This window comes from Streptomyces argenteolus (genome assembly GCF_042902585.1).
GTDB classification, from domain to species: Bacteria; Actinomycetota; Actinomycetes; order Streptomycetales; family Streptomycetaceae; genus Streptomyces; species Streptomyces argenteolus.
Window position 1 is genome coordinate 504553 of record NZ_JBIBEG010000001.1, and the last position, 15897, is coordinate 520449.

Sequence of the window (15897 nt, forward strand, 5' to 3'; positions counted from 1 at the left end):
TGAAGCGGAAGAGGGCGGTTGCCGCCGTGTCGTCTCAGTCCCCCAGTAACTCGAGCATCTCGACCGATCAAGAAGCAGGCTCCGGGTCGAACCCGGCCGCCGCTTTCGGCCCCAATGAGTGGCTCGTCGACGAGATCTACCAGCAGTACCTCCAGGACCCGAATTCGGTCGACCGCGCCTGGTGGGACTTCTTCGCCGACTACAAGCCGGGCGCGTCCGGCACGGCGGACAAGCCCGTACCCGCCCCCGCGGGACCGGTGACACCGGCTCCGGCAGCCGCCGCGGAAGCGCCGGCTCCGGCGAAGGCGCCCGCCGCCCCGGCCGAGCCCGCCCCCGCCGCTCCGGCGAAGGCAGCAGCTCCCGCGAAGGCCGCACCCGCGGCCCCGGCCAAGGCGGCCCCCGCCAAGGCCGCTCCGGCCGCCGCGAAGGCGGAAGCCCCGGCCGAGGCCCCCGCGGGCCCGGAGTTCGTGACGCTGCGCGGCCCGTCGGCCGCTGTCGCGAAGAACATGAACGCCTCCCTGGAACTGCCGACGGCCACGTCCGTCCGCGCCGTCCCGGTGAAGCTGCTCTTCGACAACCGCATCGTCATCAACAACCACCTCAAGCGCGCCCGTGGCGGGAAGATCTCCTTCACGCACCTCATCGGGTACGCGATGGTGCAGGCCCTCAAGGCCATGCCGTCGATGAACTACTCCTTCGCGGTCAAGGACGGCAAGCCGACCCTGGTCAAGCCGGAGCACGTCAACCTCGGTCTGGCCATCGACCTGGTGAAGCCCAACGGCGACCGCCAGCTCGTCGTCGCGGCCATCAAGAAGGCCGAGACGCTCAACTTCTTCGAGTTCTGGCAGGCGTACGAGGACATCGTCCGCCGTGCCCGCGTCGGCAAGCTCGGCATGGACGACTTCACCGGAGTCACCGCCTCGCTGACCAACCCCGGCGGCATCGGCACCGTCCACTCCGTGCCGCGCCTGATGCCCGGACAGGGCCTCATCATGGGCGTCGGCGCGATGGACTACCCGGCGGAGTTCCAGGGGACCTCGCAGGACACCCTGAACAAGCTGGGCATCTCGAAGGTCATGACCCTGACCTCGACGTACGACCACCGGGTCATCCAGGGTGCGGCGTCCGGCGAGTTCCTGCGCGTCCTGGCCCAGCTGCTGCTCGGCGAGAACGACTTCTACGACGAGATCTTCAAGGCGCTGCGCATCCCCTACGAGCCGGTCCGCTGGCTCAAGGACATCGACGCCTCGCACGACGACGACGTCACCAAGGCCGCGCGGGTCTTCGAGCTGATCCACTCCTACCGGGTCCGCGGCCACGTCATGGCCGACACCGACCCGCTGGAGTACCGCCAGCGCAAGCACCCCGACCTGGACATCACCGAGCACGGCCTCACCCTGTGGGACCTGGAGCGGGAATTCGCGGTCGGCGGTTTCGCCGGCAAGACGATGATGAAGCTCCGCGACATCCTCGGCGTCCTGCGTGAGTCGTACTGCCGCACCACCGGCATCGAGTTCATGCACATCCAGGAGCCGAAGGAGCGCAAGTGGCTCCAGGACCGGGTGGAGCGTCCGCGCCCGGCACCGGAGCGCGAGGAGCAGCTGCGGATCCTGCGCCGCCTCAACGCCGCCGAGGCGTTCGAGACGTTCCTGCAGACGAAGTACGTCGGTCAGAAGCGCTTCTCGCTGGAGGGCGGCGAGTCCGTCATCCCGCTGCTCGACGCGGTCATCGACTCCGCCGCCGAGGCCCGCCTCGACGAGGTCGTCATCGGCATGGCCCACCGCGGCCGGCTGAACGTCCTGGCGAACATCGTGGGCAAGTCGTACGCACAGATCTTCCGCGAGTTCGAGGGCAACCTCGACCCCCGGTCGATGCACGGCTCCGGCGACGTCAAGTACCACCTGGGCGCCGAGGGCACCTTCACCGGTCTGGACGGCGAGCAGATCAAGGTCTCGCTGGCCGCCAACCCCTCGCACCTGGAGGCCGTCGACCCGGTCCTCGAGGGCATCGCCCGCGCCAAGCAGGACATCATCAACAAGGGCGGCACGGACTTCACCGTCCTGCCCGTCGCGCTCCACGGCGACGCGGCCTTCGCGGGCCAGGGCGTCGTCGCCGAGACGCTCAACATGTCGCAGCTGCGCGGTTACCGCACCGGCGGCACCGTGCACGTGGTGATCAACAACCAGGTCGGCTTCACCGCCGCACCGGAGTCCTCGCGCTCCTCGATGTACGCCACGGACGTGGCGCGCATGATCGAGGCGCCGATCATCCACGTCAACGGCGACGACCCGGAGGCCGTGGTCCGCGTCGCGCGGCTCGCCTTCGAGTACCGGCAGACGTTCAACAAGGACGTCGTGATCGACCTCATCTGCTACCGCCGCCGCGGTCACAACGAGGGCGACAACCCGGAGTTCACCAACCCGCAGATGTACACCCTGATCGACAAGAAGCGCTCGGTGCGCAAGCTCTACACCGAGTCCCTGATCGGTCGCGGCGACATCACGCTGGAAGAGGCCGAGCAGGCCCTCCAGGACTTCCAGGGCCAGCTGGAGAAGGTCTTCGCGGAGGTCCGCGAGGCCACCTCGGCGCCGTCCCAGCCGCACGTCCCGGACGTGCAGGCGGAGTTCCCGGTCGCCGTGAACACCGCGGTCTCCTCGGAGGTCGTGAAGCTGGTCGCCGAGTCGCAGGTGAACATCCCCGACGGGATCACCGTCCACCCGCGTCTCCTGCCGCAGATGCAGCGCCGTGCCGCCTCCGTCGAGAACGGCACGATCGACTGGGGCATGGGCGAGACGTTGGCCATCGGTTCGCTGCTGATGGAGGGCACCCCGGTCCGGCTCGCCGGCCAGGACACCCGCCGCGGCACGTTCGGCCAGCGCCACGCGGTCCTCGTCGACCAGAAGACCGGCGAGGACTACACCCCGCTGCTCTACCTCTCCGACGACCAGGCCCGTTACAACGTCTACGACTCGCTGCTCAGCGAGTACGCGGCGATGGGCTTCGAGTACGGCTACTCGCTGGCCCGTCCGGAGTCCCTGGTGATCTGGGAGGCCCAGTTCGGTGACTTCGTCAACGGCGCCCAGACCGTCGTGGACGAGTTCATCTCCTCGGCCGAGCAGAAGTGGGGCCAGACGTCCGGCGTCACCCTGCTGCTCCCGCACGGCTACGAGGGACAGGGCCCGGACCACTCGTCCGCCCGCCCGGAGCGTTTCCTGCAGATGTGCGCGCAGGACAACATGACGGTCGCGATGCCGACCCTCCCGTCGAACTACTTCCACCTCCTGCGGTGGCAGGTGCACAACCCGCACCACAAGCCGCTGATCGTCTTCACGCCGAAGTCGATGCTGCGCCTCAAGGCCGCGGCCTCGAAGGTGGAGGAGTTCACCAGTGGCGGCTTCCGCCCGGTGATCGGCGACGAGACGGTCAAGGCCGAGGCGGTCCGCAAGGTCGTCTTCGTCTCCGGCAAGCTCTACTACGACCTCGACGCCGAGCGCGAGAAGCGTGGGGACACGGAGACGGCGATCATCCGTCTGGAGCGCCTGTACCCGCTGCCGGGTGCCGAGATCCAGGCCGAGATCGCCAAGTACCCGAACGCCGAGAAGTACCTCTGGGCCCAGGAGGAGCCGGCGAACCAGGGTGCGTGGCCGTTCATCGCGCTCAACCTGATCGACCACCTGGACCTGGCCGTCGGCGCCGATGTGCCGCACGGCGAGCGCCTGCGCCGCATCTCGCGTCCGCACGGCTCGTCCCCGGCGGTCGGCTCGGCCAAGCGTCACCAGGCCGAGCAGACGCAGCTGGTCGCCGAGGTCTTCGAGGCCTGATCAGCGGCTGTACGTCACCGGAGGGCCCGGCCCCGCGAGATGCTCGCGGGGCCGGGCCCTCCGGTGTTCCGGCCTCGTTATTCTTGTTCCATGTACTTCACGGACCGTGGCATCGAGGAACTGGAGAAGCGGCGCGGCGAGGAGGAGGTCACCTTCGAGTGGCTCGCCGAGCAGCTCCGCACGTTCGTCGACCTCAACCCCGACTTCGAGGTCCCCGTCGAGCGCCTCGCGACCTGGCTGGCCCGGCTGGACGACGACGAGGACGAGTAGTCAGTTTCCGGGGCCGCTCCCGGCCGCGTCCCTGAAGCGGTTGTACGCGATCCCGAGCACGCCCTGCACCAGCAGGACCAGGCCCGCCGTGATCCAGCCGCCGCTGCGGCGGCGGGCGCCCCAGAGCGTGAGCGGCAGACCGGCGGCGATCTGCGCCGTCGCCACGGCACGGGCTCTGGGGCCGAGCATCCACGGGCCGAGGCTGCCGCTCTCCACCGCGTCGAGCTCCACCCGCACGGCGTCGCGCCATCCGCCCCATTCGATCTGTTCCGTCTCCGGGTGGACCCCCGCGACCGAGCGCAGCCGGTCGGCCGGCTCGCCGGGGGCGAGGCCGGGGGGCAGGGCGACTCCCGCCCGGGCGAGCACGGCGATCAGACCGCGGAGGCGGGCGTCCGCGTCGGTGCCGGGGTCCGCGCGGGTGAGTGCTTCCAGCTCCTGCACGTCCAGGACGGGGTCGAGGCCCAGCCGGGTGGCGAACGTCCGCATGGCCTCGTCCTCGGCCACCGGGGTGCCGTCGGCCAGCCAGATGTAGCCGACGGGGCGCCGGAAGCCCGAGGCGAGCGTGTACCCGGACCGGTCCCCGTCCCACCACAGGGCGAGTACGGGCCAGGTGGAGCCCACCGCGAGCGCGGTGGCCCAGCCGCCCACGACCCGGTCGACGGGCTCGGGCTCCCGCCCGGCCGCCGCCCCGCCGCTCGTGTTCCCACCGGGCCGCCACGGCGTGCCCTCGGGGACGAGCACGCTCCAGCCGTCCCCCGCAGGCATGAGCAGCATGTGCTCCTGGAGGAGATGGGCCACGGGCCGTACGGTCTCGGGTTCGGCCCGGCAGAGGAGCAGGGCACCCACGGATGTCGCGGTCATGCCTCACACGCTAGGGCACATTGCCCGGATCTGAACCATTTGCACCGATTCTGCGGCTCTCCACCCCTCGACCACCTCCTCCTGTTCACCCTTGACTTCCAAGATCCGCGATATATCGTGAAGAGGAGAAGACGCGATATGTTGCGTCACGCCACCTCATGGGAGGTCAGACCATGCCCGAGTCGACGTGGACCGTCGCCGAGCCCCGGAAGCTCACCTTCGACGACCCCGTGACGGCGCTCCACGTGCGCATCGTCGACGGCGCGGTCAACGTCGTGGGCACCGACGAGACGACCGCCCGGCTGGAGGTGTCCGCCATCGACGGCCCTCCCCTGGTCGTGACCCAGGAGGGCGGGACCCTCACGGTGACCTACCCGGATCTCCCGTGGCACGGCATCCTCACCTGGCTCGATCGCAAGGCCCCACGCCGCCGCGCGGCGGTCTCCCTCGTGGTGCCCGCCGGCGCGGCGGTGGAGGTCGGCGCGATCGGCGCCGAAGCGGTCGTCTCGGGAATCAAGGGCCGCACCGAACTGCGGGGGATCTCCGGCGACAGCACCGTGGTGGGCCTGTCCGGCATCGTCCGGGCCGAGACCGTGTCCGGAAACCTGGAGGCCCAGACCGTGAGCGGCGACCTCCGCTTCCACTCCGTGTCGGGCGATCTGACGGTCGTCGACGGCTCCGGCACATCGGTCCGGGCCGAGTCGGTCACGGGCCACATGGTGCTCGATCTCGGCGCCTCCTCGAAGCCGACCGACATCAGGCTGACGTCGGTCTCCGGAGAGATCGCCATCCGGCTGCCGCACCCGACGGACGCCAAGGTGGAGGCGAACACCGCGAGCGGCGCGGTCTCCAACGCCTTCGAGGATCTGCGTGTGGGCGGTCAGTGGGGCGCCAAGAAGATCACCGGCACGCTGGGCGCGGGCACGGGGAAGCTCAAGGCGACCACCGTCTCGGGCTCGATCGCACTGCTGCGCCGCCCACCCGCCCAGGACCACACGCACGAGGCCGAGCCGACCGGAAAGGTGCTCTGACATGCCCCCCGTATTCGCCCACGGGCGCCTTCGCCTGTACCTCCTCAAGCTGCTGGACGAGGCCCCTCGCCACGGCTACGAGGTGATCCGGCTCCTGGAGGAGCGCTTCCAGGGCCTCTACGCCCCCTCGGCGGGCACCGTGTACCCGCGGCTGGCCAAGCTGGAGGCCGAGGGTCTGGTCACCCACGCCACGGAGGGCGGCCGAAAGGTCTACTCGATCACCGACGCCGGCCGGGCCGAGCTGGAGGGGCGCGGCGCCGAGCTGGCCGATCTGGAGCTGGAGATCCGCGAGTCGGTCTCCGAGCTGGCCTCGGAGATCCGCGACGACGTGCGCGGGGCCGCGGGCCGGCTCCGCAGGGAGATGCGTGCAGCCGCCTCCGAGTCCCGGCAGTCCTCCGCGCCCACGAGCAGCGGCTGGGACGCCGGATTCGGCGAGAAGGAGGCGTGGCGCACCGCGAAGGAAGAGCTGCGCAAGGCCAAGCAGGAGTGGAAGGAGCAGGCCCGCAAGGCGAAGGCCGAGTCCCGCAGGGCCAGGGAGGAAGCGGAGGAGGCCCGCCGTCAGGCCCAGGAGGCGCATGAGAACGCCCGGCGGCAGATGCAGAACGCCGCCCGCCAGGTCCAGGAGCACTTCGCGCGCGGCGACTGGCCCACGGGCGTACGGGAAGGGCTGGCCGAGATCACCGGGCAGCTCGGCAACTTCGCGAGCACCGGGACTTGGCCTTACTACAGCAGGCCCACGCCCGAGGAGCCGGACATCGAGTGGGCTGCCGACACGGCGAGCACCGGCGATCCCGGCCGGGACCTGGACCGCTTGCTGGACCGCTTCCGCGACGACATCCGTGACGCGGCCCGGGACCACGGCGTGACCGGGAGCCAGCTCGCGGAAGCCCGCCGGCATCTGGCCACGGCCGCCACCCGGATCGAGGGACTGCTGCGAAAGAGCGCCGACACGCCGAAGGACACCTCCGGCAAGGCCTGACCGGCGCGTGCTGTCCGGGCGGGGGATGCTCCGGCCCGGGCGGTACGGGGGCGGAGCCGCTGACGCCCGGGCAGCGGCTGTACGGGCCAGGCCGACCGACGCCGTACAGGCCGGGCCCTATCAGCTCGATACGGGCCGGCCCGGCGCGGCGGCCCTGCGCGGCCCGGCGCCGGACGTTACCGGGACGACCGATCCGCACCGTACGGCCGGTCCAGCGCGGTACATGACGGCACGGTGCGGAACCACGGACCGGGTCGGCCCGTACCGCGCTGTGCAGCCGGGTCAGCCCGCCAGGGCCTGGCCCTGTGCCCCGCCTCCCGCGCCGTACAGGGCGCGTTCGACCGTCGTGTACGTGGCACCGTGCTCGGCGAGCACATCTGCGACGACTCCAGGGCCGGCTGTCAGAGCCAGCAGCAGGTGCTCCTCGCCGATGAAGCGGTCGCGACGCCCGAGCGCGATGCGCAGGGACTTCTCCAGGATGCTCTTCGCGCCCCCCGTGAAGGGACGGCGTGCCGACCACCACCGGCGGGTCGAGCGGTCGCCCGCCAGGACACCCTCGCCGTGCGCGTCCTCGACCCGCGCCACGATCTCGGTGACGTCGATGCCGATGCCGGCCAGCGCCTCCGTGTCGGCCTTGGTGAGCCCGCCACGGCGGCGGGCCTCGGCGAGCGAGGCCTCGAGCGAGGCGCGCCGGTCGGTGAGCCCGAGTGCCGCGACGGCGAAGGACGCACGACTGCCCTCCTGGTCCAGCAGCGAGAGAAGCAGGTGTTCCTCGGTGACGGAGTCCGCGCCCGTTCGCTCGGCGTGTGTCACCGCACCGGTCACGGTGGCGCGTGCGCCTTTGGTGAATCGCTCGAACATCAATGCCTCCCGTACTTCTTGTGCACGGCCTGCCTGGTGACACCCAGCTCGGCAGCGATTTCCTGCCACGACCACCCCTTGGCGCGGGCGCTCCTCACCTGGACGGCTTCGAGTTGCTCCAGCAGCCGCCGCAGGGCGGCGACGGCCCGCAGCCCGACGCGCGGGTCGTGGTCACCGGCGCGTTCGGCGAGATCCGTTGCTTCGGTCATGACGTCAACTTACGTTGACACCAGGGTTCCGTCAACCGTCGTTGACATCATCGGTGGCAAGGCGGGCGTGACGCTCCACGTCGTAGCGTTCGTCGCCGTAGCGGAGCTTCTGCCGGTCGATGCCCTCGGCGGCGAAGCCGGCCCGCCGGGCGACCGCGCAGGAGGCGGGGTTGTTCGTACGGTGTCCGAGTTCCAGCCGGTGGAGGCCCAGTTCGTCGAAGGCCCAGCGGGCCAGCGCCCGTACTCCCATCACGGCGACGCCTCTCCCCCGCGCCGACTCGACGGTCCAGTACGAGACCCAGCCGGTGTCGTGGACGTGGTTCACCGCCGCCACGGCCACGGAGCCGAGCGGGACATCGTCGCGGACGACGGCCCACGTGTACGCGGTGCCCGCCGCCCGCTCCGCCTCCCGGGCAGCCACCCAGTCCAGGGCCTCGGCCATGGTCGTGACGGACCGCCCCGCCTGGCGGGCCATCTCCTCCGGCACGAAGGCGCGGAGGACGGCCGCCGCGTCATCGGGACGCCAGGGCCGCAGCAGCAGCCCTCCAGGCGTCGGCAGCTCCTCCGCCCCGCTCACGAGGTGGTGAGGACGATCTTCCCGAACAGGTCTCCGGCGGCTAGTCGTTCGAAGCCCTCACGCGCGCGGTCCAACGGCAGGGTCTCGTCGATGACGGGCCGCACCCCGGTCGCCGCGCAGAACGACAGCAGGTCTTCCAGCTCGTCCTTGGAACCCATCGTGGAGCCGACGACCTTCAGTTCCAGGAAGAAGATCCGGGTCAGTTCCGCGTGCGAGGGCCGGTCGCCACTGGTGGCGCCCGAGATCACCAGGGTGCCGCCGGGCCTCAGCGACTTGACCGAGTGGGACCAGGTCGCGGCACCCACGGTCTCGATGACCGCGTCCACACGCGCCGGCAGCCGCGCGCCCGGCTCGTACGCCTCGACGGCCCCCAGCTCGACGGCCCGCTTGCGCTTGGCCTCGTCGCGACTGGTGGCGAACACCCTGAGCCCCGCCGCCTTGCCGAGCACGATCGCGGCGGTGGCCACACCGCCGCCCGCGCCCTGCACGAGCACGGAATCGCCCGGGCGCACCCCGGCATTGGTGAAGAGCATGCGATACGCCGTCAGCCAGGCGGTGGGCAGGCAGGCGGCCTGCTCGAAGCTGAGTTCCTTCGGCTTGGGCAGCACGTTCCAGCTGGGGACGGTGACCTGCTCGGCGAAAGTGCCCTGGTACCGCTCGGTGAGGATGGAGCGCGGCTCGTCCGGGCCGACCCCGTGTCCCGTCTGCCCGATGACGGAGTGCAGGACGACCTCGTTGCCGTCCTCGTCGACGCCCGCGGCGTCACAGCCGAGGATCATGGGCAGCTTGTCCTCCGCGAGGCCCACCCCGCGCAGGGACCAGAGGTCGTGGTGGTTGAGCGAAGCGGCCTTGACCCGGACGGTGGTCCATCCGGGCCGCGCCTCGGGGGCCGGGCGTTCACCCAGCTCAAGTCCGTCGAGGGGCCGGTCACGGTCGATGCGGGCTGCGTAGGCGGCGAACATGGCACGACGATAGGACGTGACGCGACGTGACGTAACCGTTCGATGGTGTGACACACACCCCAGCGGGCGGAGCGGGCCCGCCCGCGAGGAAAGCACCGCGCCCGCCGGTGCGGGGGGCCCGCCGGCACGAAGGCCCCGGGCCCCGCCGACACGCCAAGATCCCCGCCGAGACGAGAGAGGCCGACGCGCAAGGGCGACGCACAAGGGCCGACGCGCAACAGCGACCCCGCCGGCGTGAAGGGGACCGACCCGCCGATGCGGGAGCACCGTCCCCGCCGAGACGAGAGAGGCCGGCCCGGCACGGAACGCCCTGGCCCGGCGCGAGAGGGGAGGGCCCGACGAGAAGGGCGGGCCCCACGTGAGAGGGGCGGGCCCGAAGCGCGGTCTCGCGCCGCGGCGCGCGTCCGTACCCCGTCCCGCCCCGTCGGGCGTCAGCGCCGGGCCACGCCCTCGGCGCGGGCGGCGGCGGCGACGGCGGCCGTGACCGCCGGAGCGACCCGCTCGTCGAACGGCGACGGAATCACGTAGTCCGCGGCCAGTTCCTCACCCACGACGTCCGCCAGCGCGTTCGCCGCGGCGATCTTCATGCCCTCGGTGATGCGGGAGGCACGCACCTGGAGCGCGCCCGCGAAGATGCCGGGGAACGCCAGCACATTGTTGATCTGGTTCGGGTAGTCCGACCGTCCGGTCGCCACCACGGCCGCGTACTTGTGCGCGACGTCGGGGTGGACCTCGGGGTTCGGGTTGGCCATGGCGAACACGAACGCGCCGGGAGCCATGGAGGCCACGGCAGGCTCGGGGACCGTACCGCCGGAGACGCCGATGAAGACGTCGGCGCCGGCCAGGGCCGTTTCCAGCGAGCCGGTGATGCCGGCCCGGTTCGTGAGCTCCGCCAGCTCGCGCTTGACGTCCGTGAGGTCCTCCCGGTCCCCGCTGACGATGCCCTTGCGGTCGGCGACGGCGACGTCACCGATGCCCGCCTCCAGCAGGAACTTGGCGATGGCCACGCCGGCCGCCCCCGCGCCGGAGATGACGGCGCGCAGATCGCCGAGCGTCCGGCCGGAGAGCTTCGCCGCGTTCCGCAGGGCCGCGAGCGTCACCACGGCGGTGCCGTGCTGGTCGTCGTGGAAGACCGGGATGTCCAGACGCTCCTGGAGCTTGCGCTCGATCTCGAAGCACCGGGGCGCCGAGATGTCCTCCAGGTTGATGCCGCCGAAGGAGGGCGCGAGGCGCACCACGGTGTCGACGATCTCGTCCGCGTCGGTGGTGGCGAGCGCGATCGGCACCGCGTCGACACCTCCGAACTGCTTGAACAGGATCGCCTTGCCCTCCATCACCGGGAGGGAGGCCTCGGGACCGATGTCCCCCAGGCCGAGGACGGCGGTGCCGTCCGTGACGACGGCCACGACCTGGGACTTCCAGGTGTAGTCGTGGACGAGCTCGGGATTCTCGGCGATGGCGCTGCACACCTTCGCCACGCCGGGCGTGTACGCGAGGGACAGGTCGTCCTTGTCGCGGATCGGAACGGTGGCCTGCACGGCCATCTTCCCGCCGCGGTGCAGGGCGAACGCCGGATCGAAGGGCTCGTCGGCCCCGCCGATTCCCGCCGTCCCGGCCGTGCCGTGCGTCGTGCTGTCGCTGCGAGGATTGACGATCTCCGCTGCCATTGTGTTGACCCCTTAAGTCTTCATCAGTTGAGGGTGGCCACTCCTGGTTGAGGAGGGGTGGGCGGGCACCGCGTACGTTCCCGGCACTGAGCGGGTTGGCCCGCTCCGGCAGGGGAGGCACATACGCGCGGGCGCGCCGCACACGCGCCCTGAGCCCCGGATGAGGGGTGTAAAGGTCTTTCTTACCGGACGGACCGGGCCTCTTACGAGTCGGTATCGAATCGGTGACATGACTCATAAGCGAATATCTGGACAAGTCCACTAAGGACCACAAAGGCCGTCCGAAGACCGAGACGCACCGGAGATTCTCCGGAGGAGCACTCGCTTTTCAGCAGATGGTCCGGCCTTGCCATGCCGGTCCGTTGAGGTTCGGGGGTCACCCGTTACCCGATTTTGACATGCCAGGCCCCCTGGATGGGTGAGTCCGAATGGCAAGATGCCCTAATCACACAAGGTGGCGACACTCGAAGGTGCGTGCGTGCCCACCTGACCAGCATTCCCTCACCGCCGGAGGATTCCGACCATGACCGCAAGCACCCTCTGCCGTTCGACCGCGAAGTCCCGGATTGCCGCGGTCTGCGCAGTCGCGGTCGCCGGCACCCTGCTGCTGACCGCCTGTGGAGACCAGACCGACAGCGCCTCCACGAAGGAGTCGGGCTCGGCCACCGCCACGAAGGACGCGCCGCTCGCCGACCTCCTCCCCAAGGCCGTCAAGGACAAGGGCGAGATCAAGGTCGGGTCCGACATCGCCTACCCGCCGGTCGAGTTCAAGGACGAGTCCGGCAAGACCGTCGGTATCGACCCCGACCTGGCGGACGCGCTCGGCAAGCAGCTCGGCGTGAAGTTCGTCTTCGAGAACGGCACCTTCGACACCCTGCTCACGGGCCTGCGCTCGAAGCGCTACGACCTGGCGATGTCGGCCATGACCGACACCAAGGACCGCCAGGAAGGTGTGGACTCCGAGACGAAGAAGAAGGTCGGCGAGGGCGTCGACTTCGTCGACTACTTCACGGCGGGCGTCTCCATCTACACGAAGAAGGGCGACGACAAGGGCATCAGCACCTGGTCGGACCTCTGCGGCAAGAAGCTCGTGGTGCAGCGCGGCACGGTCTCCCACGACCTGGCCAAGGCCGAGAGCGCCAAGTGCGGCAGCAAGGGCAAGATCGCGATCGAGGCGTTCGACAACGACCTGGAGGCCCAGACCCGCCTGCGAGGCGGCGGCGCCGACGCCGGTTCCTCCGACTTCCCGGTGGCCGCGTACGCGGTCAAGACCTCGGGCGGCGGCAAGGACTTCCAGCTGGTCGGCGAGCAGGTCGAGGCGGCCCCGTACGGCATCGCCGTCGCCAAGGGCAACGACGAGCTGACCAAGGCGATCGAGGCGGCCCTGAACGCGGTCATCGAGAACGGCGAGTACCAGAAGATCATCGCCAAGTGGGGCGTCGAGGCCGGCGCGGTCACCGAGGCCAAGATCAACGGCGGATCCTGACCGGGTTCCGGCGCTGAAAGGCAACATCTGTGACTGACATCAAGAAGACGGACGCGGCGGCCACCCCGCCCACCCCGTCGGCGGGGCCGGAGGCGATCAAGGCCATTCCGGTACGCCACTACGGCCGGTACGTCTCCGCGGTCGTCGCGCTCGGCCTGCTGGCCTCGCTCGTCTACGCGTTCGCGCAGGGCGACATCAACTGGAACGCGATCCCGGACTACTTCTTCGACGACCAGATCCTCGAGGGCGTCAAGAACACGGTCATCATCACGGTCCTGTCGATGATCATCGGCGTCGTGCTGGGCATCGTGCTCGCCGTGATGCGGCTCTCCAAGAACCCGGTGACGACCTCCATAGCCTGGGGCTACATCTGGTTCTTCCGCGGTACCCCGGTCTACGTACAGCTGCTGGTCTGGTTCAACCTCGGCATCGTGTTCGAGTACATCAACCTCGGGCCGGTCTACAAGGACGAATGGTCGTCCTTCATGACGCCGTTCCTCTGCGCGCTGCTCGGCCTGGGGCTCAACGAGGCCGCGTACATGGCGGAGATCTGCCGGGCGGGCCTCCAGTCGGTCGACGAGGGCCAGACCGAGGCGGCGCACGCCCTGGGCATGAGCCACGGCAAGACGCTGCGGCGGATCGTCGTCCCCCAGGCGATGCGCGTGATCGTGCCGCCGACGGGCAACGAGGTCATCAACATGCTGAAGACCTCCTCGCTCGCGGTCGCCGTCCAGTACACCGAGTTGCTGCGTTCCACCCAGAACGTCTCGCAGACCTCGGGTGCCACCGTGGAGATGCTGTTCCTGGCCGCGGCCTGGTACATGGTGCTCACCTCGGTGCTCAGCGTCGGCCAGTACTACCTGGAGCGGTACTACGCGCGCGGCTCCAGCCGGAGCCTGCCGGACACCCCGTTCCAGAAGATCAGGGCCACCATGCTGTCGCTGGGCCGCCCGAAGGGAGGCGCCGCATGACCGCCATGGTGAAGGCCGAGGGCGTCCACAAGTCCTTCGGCCCCGCGCACATCCTCAAGGGCATCGACCTGGAGGTCGCCCCCCGCGAGGTGTTCTGCCTGATCGGCCCGTCCGGCTCCGGCAAGTCGACGTTCCTGCGGTGCATCAACCACCTGGAGCAGATCAACGCCGGCCGGCTGTACGTCGACGGCGACCTCGTCGGCTACCGCCAGAAGGGCGACAAGCTCTACGAGCTCAAGGACAGCGAAGTCGCCCTGAAGCGCCGGGACATCGGCATGGTCTTCCAGCGCTTCAACCTGTTCCCGCACATGACGGCCATCGAGAACGTCATGGAGGCTCCCGTCCAGGTGAAGGGCGAGGCCAAGGCCGTCGCCCGGGCCCGGGCGGAACGGCTGCTGGACCGGGTCGGCCTGTCCGACAAGGCGAGGAACTACCCCTCCCAGCTCTCCGGCGGGCAGCAGCAGCGGGTGGCCATCGCCCGCGCCCTGGCCATGGAGCCGAAGCTGATGCTCTTCGACGAGCCGACCTCCGCGCTCGACCCGGAGCTGGTCGGCGACGTCCTGGACGTCATGCGCGGACTGGCCGAGGAGGGCATGACGATGATCGTCGTCACCCACGAGATGGGCTTCGCCCGCGAGGTCGGCGACGCGCTGGTCTTCATGGACGACGGCGTCGTGGTCGAGTCCGGCCACCCGCGCGACGTCCTGACCAACCCGCAGCACGACCGGACGAAGTCGTTCCTGTCGAAGGTGCTCTGACCCCACCCGCACGGCGAGGAGGGCGGTACGGACCCGGTCCGTACCGCCCTCCTCGCCGTCGCCCCGTCCCGTCCGCTACTTCCGCCCCTGCTCCGCCGGCACCAGCTCCGGCCTCAGCAGCAGGGCGCGCAGCTGCGCCCGGTCCAGCGGCGTGCTCGCGAGCAGCGGTCCCTGCGACCGGCTGCCCTCGTAGCCGGTGCTGGCACGCGCGGCCAGCAGCGAACCGTCCTTCAGGACGAGCCGGGCCGTGAGTTCGGGCCCCCACTGCGGTGTGCCGCCGTCGCCGTAGTCCATCGCGTCGCGCCAGATCGTCAGGACCCCGCCGTCCGGCAGTTCCTCGCGCACGCACTCGGAGCGGGGCGGCTCCTTGCCGCGGACCGCGCAGAAGTCGCCGAAGGGGTCCGTCCCCCCGAGCTTCCGGGCGGCCTGTGCGCGGGGCAGGTACGAGAGGGTCAGGAAGCCGACGCCCCCGTCCCTGCGCACGGAGTACTGCCCGTCCAGCGGACCCGTGTAGGTCTCCTTGGCCTGTGCGGGTGTCGCGTTCTTGATGAGCACGGCGAGCGACACCTGCTCGACACTCCCGACCCCCTCCGGCAACAGCGCGGTCAGCCGCTCCGCCCTGTCCCCGGCGCCGCTCCTCTCGGGGGCGCCCGCCACCGACGTCCGCTCCGTCCCCGGCCCCGTGGCGAACCCCGGGAGCACGAACGCCCCCGCCGCCACCACGGCCAGCGCGACACCCGATCCGGCGACACGGCGCCCCCGGCGCACCCGGCCGGCCCGTGCGTACACCGCTTCGGTGGACACCGCGGGCTGTCCCGCACCTTCGGCGGCCCGCTCCAGCAGCTCACGTACGTCGCTCATACCAGTTCCCCCGCCATCTCGGCGCGCAGCGCCGTCAGCCCCCGAGCCGTGTGGCTCTTGACCGTGCTCTCCCGCATCCCGAGCAGTTCGGCCGTGGCCTGGACGCTCAGGTCCTCCCAGTAGCGCAGCACCAGCACCGCTCGCTGCCTGGCCGTGAGCCGGGCGAGCGCCGCCCGGACCATCAGCCCCGTGTCCGAGTCAGCCTGCTCACCGGCGCTGTCGGGCAGTTCGCCGTACGGTCGCTCCCGCCGCCAGAAGCGACGGCGGGCGGCGATGTGCGTGTTGACCAGCGTCTTGCGCGCGTACGCCTCGATGTTGTCGAGCCGCCCGTGCCTCTTCCCGCCGAGCACGACCTTGACCAGCGTCGTCTGGACCAGGTCCTCGGCCTCGTGCCGGTCGCCGCACAGCAGGTAGGCGCTGCGGAACAGCGCCGCGCGTCTGCTCTCCACGAACGCGTGCAGAGCCGCGTCGTCCTCGATCCGCGCCATCGGCGCCCCTCTCCGGGTCCGCGGGTGCGGACCGTCTCACCCTTCCAGTGCGCCGGGGCGGGCCGCAGGTTGCAGGGCGGCGAAAAGAGGACGAG

15 protein-coding genes are annotated in these 15897 nt (G+C 70.6%); 7 read left to right on the forward strand and 8 right to left on the reverse strand.

Going from position 1 to position 15897, the window contains the following annotated elements:
- The first annotated feature begins 26 nt into the window (after positions 1-26).
- A complete protein-coding gene (locus ACFY8O_RS02190) occupies positions 27-3821 on the forward strand; it encodes a multifunctional oxoglutarate decarboxylase/oxoglutarate dehydrogenase thiamine pyrophosphate-binding subunit/dihydrolipoyllysine-residue succinyltransferase subunit (protein WP_145803243.1) in 3795 nt (1264 codons plus the stop codon).
- Positions 3822-3911: 90 nt separating this feature from the next.
- The gene (locus ACFY8O_RS02195; protein ID WP_014048295.1) at positions 3912-4091 is read left to right on the forward strand and encodes a DUF6104 family protein; all 180 of its coding nucleotides are present in this window, start codon (positions 3912-3914) and stop codon (positions 4089-4091) included.
- On the opposite strand, the gene ACFY8O_RS02200 is transcribed toward ACFY8O_RS02195, so the two are convergent.
- Positions 4092-4952, reverse strand: coding sequence for a hypothetical protein (locus tag ACFY8O_RS02200; protein ID WP_387897989.1), 861 nt, complete (start codon positions 4950-4952; stop codon positions 4092-4094).
- Between the two features lie 173 nt (positions 4953-5125).
- Here ACFY8O_RS02200 and ACFY8O_RS02205 point away from each other — a divergent pair, with 173 nt between their 5' ends.
- Both ACFY8O_RS02205 and ACFY8O_RS02210 read left to right on the forward strand, forming a co-directional pair.
- Positions 5126-5983 carry a DUF4097 family beta strand repeat-containing protein gene (locus ACFY8O_RS02205; RefSeq protein ID WP_387897991.1) on the forward strand — a complete coding sequence of 286 codons (858 nt, stop codon included), beginning with the start codon at positions 5126-5128 and terminating at the stop codon, positions 5981-5983.
- A gap of 1 nt (position 5984) precedes the next feature.
- On the forward strand, positions 5985-6962 hold the full coding sequence (locus ACFY8O_RS02210; RefSeq protein WP_387897993.1) for a PadR family transcriptional regulator: 978 nt from the start codon (positions 5985-5987) through the stop codon (positions 6960-6962).
- A 282-nt stretch (positions 6963-7244) separates the two neighbouring features.
- Here ACFY8O_RS02210 and ACFY8O_RS02215 read toward each other — a convergent pair whose 3' ends face one another.
- The 5 genes from ACFY8O_RS02215 to ACFY8O_RS02235 form a co-directional block, all read right to left on the reverse strand.
- A complete protein-coding gene (locus ACFY8O_RS02215; RefSeq protein ID WP_387897996.1) occupies positions 7245-7823 on the reverse strand; it encodes a Clp protease N-terminal domain-containing protein in 579 nt (192 codons plus the stop codon).
- Positions 7823-8032, reverse strand: a complete 210-nt coding sequence (locus ACFY8O_RS02220; protein WP_145803252.1) for a helix-turn-helix domain-containing protein — start codon at positions 8030-8032, stop codon at positions 7823-7825. The genes ACFY8O_RS02215 and ACFY8O_RS02220 overlap by 1 nt, the downstream gene beginning before the upstream one ends.
- Before the next feature lie 31 nt (positions 8033-8063).
- Positions 8064-8609 (reverse strand): GNAT family N-acetyltransferase, encoded by a 546-nt coding sequence (locus ACFY8O_RS02225; protein ID WP_387897999.1) that lies wholly within the window; start codon positions 8607-8609, stop codon positions 8064-8066.
- Complete coding sequence (locus ACFY8O_RS02230) at positions 8606-9571, reverse strand: zinc-binding dehydrogenase (RefSeq protein WP_387898002.1); 966 nt, start codon at positions 9569-9571, stop codon at positions 8606-8608. The genes ACFY8O_RS02225 and ACFY8O_RS02230 overlap by 4 nt, the downstream gene beginning before the upstream one ends.
- 431 nt (positions 9572-10002) lie before the next feature.
- Positions 10003-11238, reverse strand: a complete 1236-nt coding sequence (locus ACFY8O_RS02235) for an NAD(P)-dependent malic enzyme (protein WP_145803258.1) — start codon at positions 11236-11238, stop codon at positions 10003-10005.
- A gap of 523 nt (positions 11239-11761) precedes the next feature.
- Between ACFY8O_RS02235 and ACFY8O_RS02240 the strand changes: the two genes are divergently transcribed.
- From ACFY8O_RS02240 to ACFY8O_RS02250, 3 genes are read left to right on the forward strand one after another with little or no spacing between them, the layout of a single operon-like run.
- Complete coding sequence (locus ACFY8O_RS02240; protein ID WP_145803260.1) at positions 11762-12724, forward strand: ABC transporter substrate-binding protein; 963 nt, start codon at positions 11762-11764, stop codon at positions 12722-12724.
- Between the two features lie 29 nt (positions 12725-12753).
- Complete coding sequence (locus ACFY8O_RS02245) at positions 12754-13695, forward strand: amino acid ABC transporter permease (protein ID WP_387898005.1); 942 nt, start codon at positions 12754-12756, stop codon at positions 13693-13695.
- Positions 13692-14453 carry an amino acid ABC transporter ATP-binding protein gene (locus tag ACFY8O_RS02250; protein WP_145803262.1) on the forward strand — a complete coding sequence of 254 codons (762 nt, stop codon included), beginning with the start codon at positions 13692-13694 and terminating at the stop codon, positions 14451-14453. The genes ACFY8O_RS02245 and ACFY8O_RS02250 overlap by 4 nt, the downstream gene beginning before the upstream one ends.
- 75 nt (positions 14454-14528) lie before the next feature.
- On the opposite strand, the gene ACFY8O_RS02255 is transcribed toward ACFY8O_RS02250, so the two are convergent.
- Together ACFY8O_RS02255 and ACFY8O_RS02260 are read right to left on the reverse strand one after the other, a co-directional pair.
- Positions 14529-15314, reverse strand: coding sequence for a hypothetical protein (locus tag ACFY8O_RS02255; RefSeq protein ID WP_387898008.1), 786 nt, complete (start codon positions 15312-15314; stop codon positions 14529-14531).
- Positions 15311-15802 carry a SigE family RNA polymerase sigma factor gene (locus tag ACFY8O_RS02260; protein ID WP_145803266.1) on the reverse strand — a complete coding sequence of 164 codons (492 nt, stop codon included), beginning with the start codon at positions 15800-15802 and terminating at the stop codon, positions 15311-15313. The genes ACFY8O_RS02255 and ACFY8O_RS02260 overlap by 4 nt, the downstream gene beginning before the upstream one ends.
- Positions 15803-15897: the final 95 nt, after the last annotated feature.

What these genes read in the sequence shown, in the direction of transcription:
- ACFY8O_RS02240 (WP_145803260.1), top strand. Translation starts at nt 11,762, where the DNA reads ATGACCGCAAGCACCCTCTGCCGTTCGACCGCGAAGTCCCGGATTGCC.
- ACFY8O_RS02260 (WP_145803266.1), bottom strand. Translation starts at nt 15,802, where the DNA reads ATGGCGCGGATCGAGGACGACGCGGCTCTGCACGCGTTCGTGGAGAGC.
- ACFY8O_RS02215 (WP_387897996.1), bottom strand. Translation starts at nt 7,823, where the DNA reads ATGTTCGAGCGATTCACCAAAGGCGCACGCGCCACCGTGACCGGTGCG.
- ACFY8O_RS02255 (WP_387898008.1), bottom strand. Translation starts at nt 15,314, where the DNA reads ATGAGCGACGTACGTGAGCTGCTGGAGCGGGCCGCCGAAGGTGCGGGA.
- ACFY8O_RS02250 (WP_145803262.1), top strand. Translation starts at nt 13,692, where the DNA reads ATGACCGCCATGGTGAAGGCCGAGGGCGTCCACAAGTCCTTCGGCCCC.
- ACFY8O_RS02210 (WP_387897993.1), top strand. Translation starts at nt 5,985, where the DNA reads ATGCCCCCCGTATTCGCCCACGGGCGCCTTCGCCTGTACCTCCTCAAG.
- ACFY8O_RS02195 (WP_014048295.1), top strand. Translation starts at nt 3,912, where the DNA reads ATGTACTTCACGGACCGTGGCATCGAGGAACTGGAGAAGCGGCGCGGC.
- ACFY8O_RS02200 (WP_387897989.1), bottom strand. Translation starts at nt 4,952, where the DNA reads ATGACCGCGACATCCGTGGGTGCCCTGCTCCTCTGCCGGGCCGAACCC.
- ACFY8O_RS02205 (WP_387897991.1), top strand. Translation starts at nt 5,126, where the DNA reads ATGCCCGAGTCGACGTGGACCGTCGCCGAGCCCCGGAAGCTCACCTTC.
- ACFY8O_RS02220 (WP_145803252.1), bottom strand. Translation starts at nt 8,032, where the DNA reads ATGACCGAAGCAACGGATCTCGCCGAACGCGCCGGTGACCACGACCCG.
- ACFY8O_RS02235 (WP_145803258.1), bottom strand. Translation starts at nt 11,238, where the DNA reads ATGGCAGCGGAGATCGTCAATCCTCGCAGCGACAGCACGACGCACGGC.
- ACFY8O_RS02230 (WP_387898002.1), bottom strand. Translation starts at nt 9,571, where the DNA reads ATGTTCGCCGCCTACGCAGCCCGCATCGACCGTGACCGGCCCCTCGAC.